This is a genomic window from Nitrospira sp. (assembly GCA_030653545.1).
In the GTDB taxonomy this organism is placed as follows: Bacteria; Nitrospirota; Nitrospiria; order Nitrospirales; family Nitrospiraceae; genus Nitrospira_D.
On sequence record JAURZE010000038.1, the window covers coordinates 112,062 to 125,109 of the forward strand.

General features: G+C 56.1%; 9 protein-coding genes. 8 read left to right on the forward strand and 1 reads right to left on the reverse strand.

Annotated features, from left to right (window positions below; all coding sequences use genetic code 11):
- Window positions 1–16: 16 nt before the first annotated feature.
- Together Q7U39_18665 and Q7U39_18670 are read left to right on the forward strand one after the other, a co-directional pair.
- Window positions 17–466, forward strand: coding sequence for a hypothetical protein (locus Q7U39_18665; protein MDO9119984.1), 450 nt, complete (start codon window positions 17–19; stop codon window positions 464–466).
- A 74-nt stretch (window positions 467–540) separates the two neighbouring features.
- Window positions 541–1,455 (forward strand): hypothetical protein, encoded by a 915-nt coding sequence (locus Q7U39_18670; GenBank protein MDO9119985.1) that lies wholly within the window; start codon window positions 541–543, stop codon window positions 1,453–1,455.
- Here the strand turns inward: Q7U39_18670 and Q7U39_18675 are convergent.
- Window positions 1,449–2,312, reverse strand: a complete 864-nt coding sequence (locus tag Q7U39_18675; protein ID MDO9119986.1) for an SDR family oxidoreductase — start codon at window positions 2,310–2,312, stop codon at window positions 1,449–1,451. The two genes, Q7U39_18670 and Q7U39_18675, sit on opposite strands and share 7 nt — an antisense overlap.
- A 604-nt stretch (window positions 2,313–2,916) precedes the next feature.
- On the opposite strand from Q7U39_18675, the gene Q7U39_18680 reads away from it, so the two are divergent.
- The 6 genes from Q7U39_18680 to Q7U39_18705 all read left to right on the forward strand — a co-directional run bounded on the left by Q7U39_18680 (window position 2,917) and on the right by Q7U39_18705 (window position 13,043).
- Window positions 2,917–3,420 carry a response regulator gene (locus tag Q7U39_18680; protein ID MDO9119987.1) on the forward strand — a complete coding sequence of 168 codons (504 nt, stop codon included), beginning with the start codon at window positions 2,917–2,919 and terminating at the stop codon, window positions 3,418–3,420.
- 1,314 nt (window positions 3,421–4,734) lie between these two features.
- Window positions 4,735–5,928 carry a hypothetical protein gene (locus Q7U39_18685; GenBank protein ID MDO9119988.1) on the forward strand — a complete coding sequence of 398 codons (1,194 nt, stop codon included), beginning with the start codon at window positions 4,735–4,737 and terminating at the stop codon, window positions 5,926–5,928.
- 347 nt (window positions 5,929–6,275) lie between these two features.
- Window positions 6,276–6,866: a C39 family peptidase gene (locus Q7U39_18690; protein MDO9119989.1), complete on the forward strand. Its 591-nt coding sequence runs from the start codon at window positions 6,276–6,278 to the stop codon at window positions 6,864–6,866.
- Between the two features lie 21 nt (window positions 6,867–6,887).
- Window positions 6,888–7,640 (forward strand): hypothetical protein, encoded by a 753-nt coding sequence (locus Q7U39_18695; protein ID MDO9119990.1) that lies wholly within the window; start codon window positions 6,888–6,890, stop codon window positions 7,638–7,640.
- Window positions 7,641–8,314: 674 nt separating this feature from the next.
- Window positions 8,315–11,266: a filamentous hemagglutinin N-terminal domain-containing protein gene (locus tag Q7U39_18700; GenBank protein ID MDO9119991.1), complete on the forward strand. Its 2,952-nt coding sequence runs from the start codon at window positions 8,315–8,317 to the stop codon at window positions 11,264–11,266.
- A 13-nt stretch (window positions 11,267–11,279) separates the two neighbouring features.
- On the forward strand, window positions 11,280–13,043 hold the full coding sequence (locus Q7U39_18705) for a ShlB/FhaC/HecB family hemolysin secretion/activation protein (GenBank protein ID MDO9119992.1): 1,764 nt from the start codon (window positions 11,280–11,282) through the stop codon (window positions 13,041–13,043).
- The last annotated feature ends 5 nt before the right edge of the window (window positions 13,044–13,048 follow it).

Here is a 13,048-nt window from a genome sequence, read left to right on the forward strand (position 1 = left end):
TTACCGGTCCAGACCCATGTCACAAAAACTATCTGACCACACGCCGGCGCCTGAACGGAAATCACCCCAGACCGAGCGCAGCACGTTCCATCTGCTGGCGATTGCCTCGAGCCTGCTGGGACTACTGTCCATCGCCGGTTGCGCAACCGCGGCCACCGTCGGCGAATACCCGAATCAACAGAAAGTCATCGGCAAGTCAAAAGCGGACGTCCTCGCCTGCGCGGGAAAACCGGTGAAGGAACAGACCCGCAACGATGTGGTCCTCCTCCAATATTACCGGGAGGCGCCGGTCCTCGAAGAATCCCAACCGGTGGGGAAAGGCAGCATGTCGACAATCCGGCATGGCTGTTGGGCCACGGTGGTGCTGACGGAGGATCGAGTCACCGACATACGCTATCGGTTCGCGCCCCCGAGCATGGACGCCTCCAACGACTGCGAAGCCATCTTCGACCCCTGCGTGCAATAAGTCCTTTACCCGCTCCTCAACATTTCAGTTTCCGCCTAGCCGCACGCCAAAAATAATGGTACTCCTACCCCATCATGGCGCTGCAAAAATATATTTCCTGCGTGCTCATCCTGACGCTTCTCGCGTGCGGTCTGCCCGCCGGCGCCTGGGCACTGGAAAAATATGGCCGGCCCCTGCCCTCGATGGACGATCCCGACGACACGGACCGCGGGTCCGAAGAAAGTCTTTTCGCCGGTTATCTCCTGACCGGAGCCTTTGTCAGAAATCCTTCATTCGCCGCCAGGCCGGACAACAGCGGGCTGGTCGGCCTGCGCCATATGGTCCATCTTGAAACCGACCTCTATAAACAGTACCTGACCTTCTATACGGACCAGAACTTCTTTTCAGATCGAACGAACGGCTGGATTGAACTCAGCGAGTGGGACAGCACCTATGCCTTCACCGGCGTGGTCGATCACTTCAGCTGGCGCCTCCAGTATGAACGGGACGCGCCGCTCGATCGCCGGGGCATCAAGCAGGCCTATGCCGACGGCATGATCACGGCCAAACTCCAGTCGGCCCAGGACATGGCCTGGTGGCGGAAACTCTTTCCCAATCAGAGCCTGACGATGTACGGGGGCGCCGGCTGGCTGTTTCACAACAGCAACTACTTCGCGCGGCCCGACAATACCGGGCGCGCCCTCTTCCGCTACGTAGCCCACGCCGACCTCGACCTCTACAAGAACAAAGTCGTGCTCTATGGGGACGTGAACTTCTTTACCGATCGCGAAGGGAGCAATCAGGCCAGGCCGACGGAAATGGATTGGATCGTCGGGCTGGCCCTTCGATGGAGGGATATGGAATTGGCGGTCTATCGGGAGCAGGACCAGCCGCTTGACAAACCCGGCCTGGTCCAGAAATACCTGGCCGTGCAACTGCGCTTTTCGTTCGATGTTTCAAAGGGAGATCTAGGAATGAGCCGGATGAAACCGGGCACCGGCATTCAGTGAGGCAGATTCAAAATCCACGTCATCAGCCGGTCCGACCACCGGTCCGGAAGCAACTTGATCATCAGCGCACGGATCTTTGCGTCTCTTCCCACTAGATACCGGGTCTTCGGGCGAGAGGCCGTCAAGGCATGGACCACGGCATTCGAAACGGCATCGGGAGGAATCGCCCTTGCCGACGCCTCGGCCACGCGCGCCCTGACTCCCGCGATCACTCCGGCGTACAGAGCCTTCAATTCTTCCGACGTGACCGCCTCTAGCTCTTCCGCCTTCACACCGGACTTCGTCCAGATCGGCGTGGCAATCGCCCCCGGCTCCACAATGGATACCTGAATTCCCCACTGCTGCACTTCGAGGCGCAAGGCATCCGTCAACGCTTCCAACGCAAACTTCGACGCCGAATACGGCCCCATCACCGGCATCGCGGCGCGCCCCGCAATCGACCCCATGTTGATGATGCGCCCGCGCCCGTTGCGGAGCAGCGGAAGAAACGCCTGGGTCACCGCGACCTGCCCGATGACATTCACCTCAAACTGCCGGCGCAGGTCGGCAATCGGCACAGCCTCCAACGGACCGACCACGGCAATGCCTGCGTTATTCACCAGTCCGGCCAACCCTCGCGGCCCGACCTGCCCGGCAATCTGCCGCCGCGCCTGTTCGATCGAGCCCGCATCGGTAACATCCAGCAAAATAGGCTGGAGCCGAACCGATCCCTGCGCCTTCAGAGGTTCACCATCCTCGATCCGACGCACCCCGGCAAACACCGTAAAGCCTAGCCGGTCGAGATGCCACGCACAGGCCGCGCCGATTCCGGTCGAGGCTCCGGTGATCACCACTGTTTTGCCATTGCTGCTCAACATCCCGTTGTCCTTTCAGCACGTGACGTCGACCATAGCAGCTTTGCAGAACGGGGTCATCTCTTGCGTCCCACGGATTCCAGCTATCAGCGATCAGTCATCAGCTATCAGTTCCAGACCGCAGCTCTCAGCCACTTTCCGGTCTCAGCACTCAGCACCCGCCCACGGTGGATCACTCTGGATTCAAGGGGAATTGCATTGGATTCCATCCATCCCTCCTCATGCGCCGGCAGCCCCAGCATGGTGCCGACGCAACAAAACTCCAAACGTCTTACCAGTATTGATGTTTGTTCACTGCCATAGTGATCGTGCGGGCCCGGCATCCGTATGGCCCGCACATTGCACAGAGTGCATAGCATCACTCCGAAAAAAAGGAGAACGCCATGGACTTCGGACTCATCTTAATCGCCACCAACACTCTCATGGCCATCTTTATCTTTTTTGTTCTGAACTTGATCTGGAAGCAATAGCGGAATCAGAACAGGCAAAAAACCGATGGGGAAATCAACCGACCCATGAATAAGATATCGGGCATTAATAAATCGCGCGATATGGAGCCGACCAGCGATCAGCACCTGACATACTCAAAGGAAAAAGGAACAGCACCATGACATACGGAACAATCCTGGTGGTCGACGACAATCCCGACATTCGAGAAATCACCCGTATGACGCTCAGTCGGCAAGGTTATGAAGTCTGGCTGGCTCCGGACGGCAACAGTGCTATACAGCTAATGAACCAACCGGTGCTGGCGAGTGAAGTCTGCGCCGTGATCTGCGACCTGGCCATGCCCAATGGCAACGGAATGTATCTCATTGCCCACCTCCAGAAACATCACCCGGCCATCCCGATCATCGTCTGCAGCGGGGCCGACGACACGGAATTCCTTGAAGGAATTATCCAGCAAGGAGTGGGCGACTGGATGCGGAAACCCGTGTCGCGGGACGTCCTTGTGCAAAAAGTCAGAACCGCCGTCCATCTCTTCACGCTCAGAACCAGGCAGGACTCGGTGAACAGACCTTCATATGCTTCAGACGCAAGTCCTAGAACGGCCTCCCCCTCAGAGTTTGAGGCAGTACAGGACTTTCACGACAAGACCACCGACCAGTAGGATCAAACCTTCGCCCTAGTTCTTCTCGCGCACCAAGGCTCAATGAACCTTCTAGTGCCGTTGGCACTGAATCGAAAGTGATTCAGCCTGAATTATTTTGGGTTCATTGCCGCATGGCTCATCAGTGAAACAGAAAACCTCTGAGCAAATCATTGCTCACAAATCCCACGCCAATCTGACAATCGACGCTTGTTCAGACGGAAGCGACATTCCATCACTGATGGTTCAGCGCTTGCACAAGGTCTCAGCCATCAGAGACGCAAATAAAATAGAAAGCAGCCAAGCGGCCGTGAAGGGATAGAAAGGAGCACATCATGGACTTCACACTTCTCCTCCTACTTTCCAACATATTCATGGCCTGCTTCATTTACCTAGTCGTGCGGCTGATTTGGCAGGAGTAGCGCGCTCAGATCGGGACAGCCTAAACACTGCGAGCAATGACGCAACGTAACCGATAAGGGAGAATCAGCGAAACATGACTCCGTTTGGAAAAACCCCTCGCCTCAGCATGGAGCCGACCAAGTGTCATTCGACTCATACGCGGAGTCGAATCGCTCCACGCAGCCAGGATCCAACCCGCTCCGGGCTGCAGCCGTCGCCTCCAGGCCGAGGACATAGGAGCCGCCTCTTCGCTTCATATTCGGAGAGACGGCTCCTTCAAAACAGATTAAGGCAAGGCAGAGGCGTCACAGGAAGGAAAAAGGAATGGACGGACAGCCGGATGGACAAGCGAAGGGTCGAGCCCCTGAAGCAGAGACCCGGAGCGGCGGTCTGAGTGGAGCAGGATGGAGCCACCGTCATCTTGGACCAGACGAAGTGACGATACGTGCCAGGCGGTCCCGGTTACGGAACGAAGGAGGCTTGTCGACTCCCCTTCATCTTCCGTTAGTGGCCCTGATGAAACAGGGATCACGACGGACGAAGAGACCAAGGCCAGAATCGTTGCAGGCAGCACATCACGCCGGTCCAGCTGGAGACAACCGGTAAGTAAAGAGAGACCGAGCAGGGCCAGGCTTGATCGATGAAGAGCCCGAAGACAGACGCGCTCACAAATAGACATAGCTTCCATATCGGAAGCCCCATGGAGATCTGAAGCGCATGGAGTGAGAGAGTCAGGATTTTCCTGATGCCCCAGTGAGGGGAATAGGTTGAAACGCAGTCCTAGGACGATGTTCCGAGCCAGGGCCCATCAGCCCTATCCCAAGGGGTTATTGCGGAAAATGAGCCGGAAGCCTAGCTAGAAGGCACCAGCAACCGAACGATACGAAAGTCCTCGGTCAGTTTGGTCGAATGCGACAGAAGGAGATGCCAAGGATGGCGCTTCAAATTCGCAGGGCACATCAGTTCTTTTCTTCCCCCCAAGATCTCATCGCACTCAGTACATCCAATGGCACAAACAGGGAAAAGGGTCCTGGGACGTATTCCATACTACGGATCGTTGGGGGACTTACTCTATGTTTATCCCAGCTCTTCTCCGCTCCTAATGCCGAAAGTGCGGAAAAGTGGCTTATTTATTCTGAGGCTGGCGTCTTCCCAGATAGCCCAAACCTTCTAGGACATTTCTACTATGGCTACTATGAGGTTCCAGAAAATGAGATAGGCGCGATCGACATTTCAGCCAGGACACATGAAGTCTACCAAAAGATCTTAAACAAGGATAAGGAGATCAAGAAGGCCAAACCCATCATTACCCGGAAAGATGACGGCTACCTTCTGCTCTATTTATCAGGAATGGACAAGCCGCTAATCTGCACAAAAGCTGAGGCCGCTTTTAAGCAGTCTGATGCACCCGTAGTCCCGTCAGATACCCTATCCAATGTCAAAGGGATCACTTCAATCAATCAGGAACAAAACGGCAAGGTATTTCCATGCGATCTTGAAACGAGGGACAAAGGCAATACCAGGATTACATTCACGGTTGAGAAGCAACTCACCGATACAACTAAAGGAGAGCTGCTGAAGGGAACCGTCCTCGTTCACGAACTCTATCGGTTCCGCATCATCTCTGGGCCCGTGTTTTCTTCACTCATCACAAAGAACCGCACATACAGCACCTTAGTAAATGCTGGGGGACAAACCGTCATCTCGTCATCGCGGACAAATGATGCTCCCGTGAACTTTCCCCTATTTCTCAAGTGTTACTGTTTCTCGAAAGATGGTCGGGACATCTTGGTAAATCCCCCCTACTTAACATGGGAAGGGTTTCGCCAGCGAGTAAACCCGATTGTGGGAATCAACCTTGTTGACAATCCCTTCAAAAATTTTTACGCAGGATTCAGTTTTGAGCCCGTTCTCGGAGTGGATATCGTGGCTGGTGCACATTTCGCAAAGATAGATCAACTTGCCGGAGGGTTTTCAGACGGTCAAGTCGTTGCAGCAGGCACACAACCACCCACCACGAGCAAGTTTCTCACAGGCGGCTTTGTTGGCGTCACGGCTGATGTTGGGGTCATCGGTTCGTGGCTGGGATCCCAGATCACAAAAACAATTAAAGAAGGGCTGCGCTAAGATCAGCAGAAAATGTTGGTAACACCTTTCCAAGCTCAACCGGGCACGAGGATAGTATGAAGAGAGTAATAAGGTTGTTGACCTCACTTACTTTCGCAATTCAGCTCCTCTACGCATCAGTCGGCTTCTCTCAGCCGGCTATTTTGATAGCCCCTGAGATTGAACGCGTTCCCGATGATAGACCACTAATAACTACACCTCCGATTCCGAGGCCTCCAGGGCTTGGGCGGATTCCTATTCCTAAGCCCGTTCCCGATCTCAGTAGAATTCGAAGGCCCCCCTTTGGCCTTCCCAGCAATGACGGAATCAAATTTGGATGTCCTTTTTATTGCGACCAGAACTATTGTGTGCTCTGCACGAAAGCTTTCAAGCAGCTTGAGGCTGGCTGGTGTTGGAACGCCGTCTCCCAGATCATCTTAGACTATCATGACATCAAGGTCACGCAATGTGAGATTGCAAACCGGGTATACCCACAACAGTCGCCTTGCTGCCTCAAGGACGGTCGCCCATATGCCCAAGATACTAATGACCCCAATGCCAGACCGGATTGCGGGCTGAGCGCAGGTGGTTTTCCACAGTATGTTTTCGATAAATATGCTTTCGATTATTCGCCTCAGTCCACTCCAAATGGACAGCTCCAGCTACAGCTTCTATTTTGGTCCGCAGCGGTCGAGCAAATAAAAAAAGATCGGCCTTATATCGTGTGGTTGCACTCTCTCATCGGTAACCCTTCCCATACCCTGGTGGTACATGGATTTTCTGATCTCATGGGCGGCGCGAGAGAACTCAAGGTCATTGATCCTCAAACCAACCCTCCAGATGATTGGTTCCAACCCTGGGACGGCACGCTTAGGTCAGTTGGTTCGGCACAGGTGCCAGTTGGCTTGGGCGATATGAATAATCAACATACAGGAGACATCTCCGATATCCAACCGTAGGTGCACAGGATAATTGACAGGATGCGGTACTTCATATCCCTCAAAACAATCTACCTGTATACGAAGTCGGCCAGATTAACCCTCATCATTTTGCCTATTCTTATTTCCCTCTCCGCACATGCTGCGGATGTGAACCGAGAGGACACCGGGCAAACATTCCATGCCCCTCAAGTATTTCCTAATCCAAAAGGAGCCGCACAGTTTGGCTTGGAGGAAATACGGAAGATCGGACTGTTACCGGACCGCGATCACGAGATGTATGCCCAAGCATTAGGGCTCTCTACCGCTTCAGAAACATTGGTTGCTGAGCTGGGGGTTGGCCTACGAACCTATGATGTCCCAATAATTAAGCTCAAAACCTTTCAGGCCACGGACGACCCGGTCTCTCTGTTACTTGATGTCCATGAAATTATCTTCCCGGTCTTGGTTGAGGGACAACCACGATCGTCCTTGACGATCACCGAATCAGAGCAGGGAAAAGGGTGGAGAGTCCTGAAGAAGGGACGATCTACACTCATTCATCTAATCGAGCAATACCGAACATCCAACGAAGATAATCTGGTTGTAATTTCAGCGATTGGCCTACGGTTCTTGAGCAAGGGGAACCAAACCGATCAAGGGGAACTAGTGCTGATCCCGCTTGCTGATGGTCCCACAACCGAGATACGAGCTGGCAAGCCCATATCGGCTCGTAAACTGTTTCTGGAGCTTAACGGTGAAATGCCCCCTTCTCAAACGGGTGGCCAGAATCACGGCTTATCGATCCAGCGGTGAACTCACCAAACAAGGGAGGGATGAGATGCTGAAGTTAACTCGGACATTGACGACTGGAGGAGCAAGCGTGCTCTTGTGGGTTTTCATTTTAGTAGGATTGCAAGGCTGTCGCCACGATATATATCACCATGGGCGCACTGATCTCATGGTACCAGATGATCGTGGACCTGTGGTAGGGGTCGATGACTGTGGCGCGAAGGGATGCGACCCAACAGGCTACACTGGGTCCCCGCAAGGCTTTGTGGGAATCGGCGGACCCAGTCCAGTTGGATCCGGCTATACCTGTAACGCCGGAAGCGTCAAGTGCGGCAATAACAACCCGGGATGTTCACTGCGCTACCCAAACAGGGTATGCACGTCCACATTTACATATCCCAGCAGTGGCACTAGTGGGCCTTGTGCGTGTCAATGTCTCAATCCGCCACCGGCACCTTGATACATTCCGGTCTTGCAGAACGGTCGCTAACAGAAGGCGTGGTGTGATCGACCACACCACGCCGGTCCGTCTGGGCAGTGGAGACATTTTCAACCGCCCCTACTCGATGGAGAAGCCTGGCAGGTCCCTTTGGTGAACTCGGAGCGCGCACTGTGTTACGCATTTTGAGGAAATCTACGTAACTCGAAGGTGAACCATGAAGAGGACAGGCTTGAAAAATGGGAGCCCATACCTGCACATGCATTCCGTGGTACCCCTTCTAGCTATCCTTGTCCTTATCCTAGTCCCGTTTTGTTTTCTCGCACTCGGTCACGCTCAAGTCTCCCCGCCCATCACATCCTCTGGTCTGAACACGGTCGTGACAACAAACGGCAATGTCCACAGTATCACCGGCGGCACTCGGCCTGGGAACGGAACAAACCTCTTTCATAGTTTCGGTGAGTTTGGCGTTCCGACAAATAACATCGCCAACTTTCTGAATGAGACGGCACTCCCAACAAGCAACATTCTCGGTCGCGTCACCGGCGGAAATCTCTCGACAATTTTCGGCACCGTTCAAACCACCGGCTTTGGTAATGCGAACCTGTTTCTCATGAATCCAGCCGGCATCGTATTTGGGCCCAATGCCACATTGAATGTCGGCGGATCTGTCACATTCACCACCGCTAACAATCTTCGACTGAACGACGGTGTCTTGTTTAACGCGGTGGCTGGACCAGCCGATGCTCTTCTGAGTGCAGCCCCTGTGGCGGCATTTGGGTTTCTGGGTTCCAATCACGGATCCATCACCGTTCAAGGCAGCAACCTCTCGGTGCAACCTGGTCAAGCCATTAATCTCGTTGGAGGAGATATCACGATTCAACCAACAGAAGTAGAACCGGGCACAATCCAATCTGCCCGTCTCACAGCTTCGGAGGGACACATCAACTTCGTGAGCGTCGCCTCGCCTGGAGAAGTTCTCGCCGCATCCTTCCAGCCAGCGTCCGAAATGACGCTCGGTTCGATCAGCCTTAGCCCCGGCACATTGGTTGTCGTGAGCGGAAATGCCGCAGGCACCGTTCGTATCAGAGGCGGAACCCTTGTGATGGACAACGCCACGATCTTGGCCGATACGATAAATACCACGGGGGCTCCAGTTGCGATCGACATCAATGTCACCGGTGACATGTCCATCTCGAGCGATGGAGCGCCTGCGCTTACGGCAAGATCTTCGGGATCGGGTGACGCCGGAGAGACTCGCATAGCGTCCGCCAACTTGACAGTGACATCAACGGCTCTAGACTCCACGCTCGCCCTGATCGATACCCGCACCTCAGGGACGGGCCAAGCGGGGAAGGTTGACATCACGACCGGCGATCTCGACGCAAGCGGTGGCACCTGGCTCATCGATAGCGGAACGACCGGTCCGGGCAACGGATCAGACGTCACCATTACGGCAGGAAACATTCGCCTGAATGACGTCAACATCAGCACAGGCGACTTTCGGGCTATCAATCAGGGCATTATTGATGCCACCGGTTTCGCGGGAAACATTCGACTTACGGCAGATAGCACTTTGGACATGACCGCGTCAGTCCTCTCCACAGACTCATTCCTCGGGCAGGGAGGCGACATTACGCTAAGAGCCGGAAATTTGCAGATGCTGAATGGCCTCATTGGGTCCCTTTCTCTGGGAGGCAGCGGAGCTATCACCATCACAGCCGATAGCATACAGATGACCCGAGCACAAATTGAGACAGAGACCGCGTTCGAACCAGGGCGCGACATTACTCTCACCGGGAAGGTAATCGAACTGAGAGACGGAACCTCTATACGGAACCAGACCTCTGGCAATGCGGATGCCGGCAATATCCTTGTGACGGCCACAGAGCGCCTCATCCTCTCCGACCAGCCCACCACGAGCAGGCCCACCGGGTTGTACACGAACTCGCTGGGCGTCGAAGACGAACCTCTGGATACATTAGGAGGACGTGCCGGTTCGATCATGATTACAACTCCTCGGCTTGAGATGAGTGGGGGGGCGCGGATCAACACCACTACGGAAACGAGCGGACGGGGCGGCGATGTCACAATTACCGGAACGGACCTTATATCTATATCCGGCGAACGGCGACTCCCTATCCCCGAAGACGAACTGTCTCTGGGAGCCACGAATCCTGGTGGAATCTTCACCCGTACGGTTGGCAGCGTGTTCTGTTCCGGCCCTTGTGGTGATGCTGGACACATCACTATCACCACCGGTTCCTTGAACTTGAACAGCGGTGCAGCGATCGATAGTGGAACTAGTAGCACTGGACAAGGTGGCGCTATTGGAATTAGCGCAACGAACGCGATCACTTTATCTGGCACGCTAGCTGACGGCACACCGGGTGGCATCTTCAGTCGGGCAGTTGGAACCGCCCATGATTCGGGATCAGGCGGCAACATCGCTCTCACAGCCGGGCAATCTGTGACCATCTCGGGCGGCGCGGCGGTTTCCGCCAGCAGCACGGGACCAGGCAACGCTGGCAACATTGCGATCAATGCCGGCCAGCAATTTGAAATGCGCAACGGCTCGGTGAAGACGGAAGCGGCTCAGGCGAGCGGCGGAAATATCGACATTCAAGCCATTGACCGTATCCGACTGGTGAATAGTTCCATCAGCACATCGGTACTTGGCGGTAGCGGCAGTGGTGGAAATATTACGATCGATCCGAATGTCGTCATCTTGCAGAACAGCCAGGTGATTGCCCAGGCCGTCCAGGGCGCCGGGGGGAATATTTCCATCACCACGCCACTCTTCCTCGCCGATGCCGGCAGCCTGGTGGATGCCTCGTCGCAATTCGGCTTGAACGGCACGGTGAACATCCAGAGTCCGACCTCGAACCTGGCAGGCACCGTCTCCTCACTCCCCTCTTCGCTTCGCCAGGTGCAATCACTACAGACCGGTCGTTGCGCGGCACTGGCCGATAGCCGATCCAGCAGCTTGATCGTCGCCGGGCGCGATATTCTTCCGGCGGAGCCGGGCGGTTGGTCGCCCAGTCCCTTCGCGCTCATGGGCGCGGAGACCGATTCACTTGCCATCGCGTTGCCACCGGTCGCAGCCATGACTGCATCGGCCGATGCCCCGCTCTCGTTGCGTCGGTTGACCCCCGCAGGCTTTCTGACACAGAGCTTTGCGGAGAGCGGATTGACTGGATGCCGCGCGTAAGGTCGAGGCTTGGATGAGGAATTACACATCGTTTGCGCGGCCGAGCGCAGGCATTGCCCTTTCTGCGGGGTTCGTCATGCTGCTCACGCTGCCCCCTTCTTCACTCCTGGCTCAAGCCCTCCCGCCGGTCTTCGATCCGACCGGCCGATCCGGTGAACCGCCCGGTCCGCTCAAGAAGGAGTTCAGGCCGCCGGCTCCCCCGCCGAGCATGGTGCTGCCGCCGGTCCCACAAGCGCCGGATAGCGACCTTGAGCGGCAATTGGGACAGATCCGCGTCTTCGTGCATGACATTCATGTGACCGGCAACACCGTCTTTACGGAAGCGGAGATCGACCAGGTCACGAAGCCGTTCAAGGGCCGCACGCTCACGACGGACGACCTGGAGCGGCTGCGGCTGGCGCTGACCCTGCTCTACGTCAATCGAGGCTACATCACGTCGGGCGCGATCATTCCCGATCAGGACGTGACGCTCGGAGTCATCACCTATCACATCGTCGAAGGCACGGTCGCGCGGATCGATGTGGAGGGGACCGACTGGTTCCGTGACGGCTATCTGCGCGACCGGGTGGCGCTGGGCGTCAAGACGCCCTTTGCCATCGCGCCGCTGCAGGAACGACTGCAACTGCTCCAGCAGGACACACGCCTCGAACGCATCAACGCGGAACTCCGCCCCGGCGATCGCCGCGGGGAGAGTGTGCTGAGTCTGCGGGTGAAGGAAGCCTCTCCTTGGAAAGCCTGGCTGGATTTCAATAATCATCAGACACCGGTCGTGGGCGCCGAACGCGGTCTGGCGACGATCGCGCACCAGAATGTCACCGGAAACGGCGATGCCTTCAGCTTCACCTACGGCCGGTCGCGCGGGGTGAATCCGATCATCGACACCTCCTACACGATTCCGGTGAACCGGTACGATACGACCCTATCGGCCTACTACCGGCGCAACGATTTCCTCGTGATCGATCAGAGCTTCCGCTTTCTCGACCTGAAGGCCGACGCGGAGATCTTCGGCATCACGCTCCGCCAGCCGCTCTACAAGACGCTCACCGATGAGTTTGCGGTCGCGATCACCGGGGAACGGCTCTATAACAAGGTCACCTCCGCGTTCGACCAGGCCGGACTCCCCTCGCTGTTCATCCCCGGCTCGTCGGACACCGGGGTCAACACGGTCAGCGCGCTCCGCTTCATTCAAGAGTATGTCCATCGCACGTCGAACTCGGTCATCGCTGTCCGCTCCCGCTTCTCCGTCGGGCTCGACGTGCTTGGTGCCACCAACAACTCCGGTCCGCTCCCGGATACGCAATTCTTCTCGTGGTTAGGCCAAGTGCAAGGCCTGCGGCGGCTCGATGAGTGGGGAGGCGTGCAATTACTGGGACAGATGAGCCTCCAACTCGCGAACGACCGCCTCTTCCCGCTGGAACAGATGCCGGTCGGCGGACGCTTCAGCGTCCGCGGCTATCGCGAGAACACGCTCATTCGCGACAACGCGTTTCTCGCCTCCATTGAGTCCCGCATCCCTCTACTCACATTTCCCTCCGGCGAGCCCCGCCTCCAGTTCGCGCAATTCGCCGATGTGGGCCGCGCCTGGAATGCGAAAGGCGGCACACCCGATCCACAGACGCTGGCGAGCGTGGGACTCGGCGTTCGCTGGAGCCTGCTGCCGCAGGAACGCGCGCGGTTTGAACTCTACTGGGGACAACCGCTCAATCACGTCCCACATCCGCCGGGCAATCTGCAGGATCACGGCATCCACCTGCAGTTTGTCGTGCAAGTCTTATAAGGACG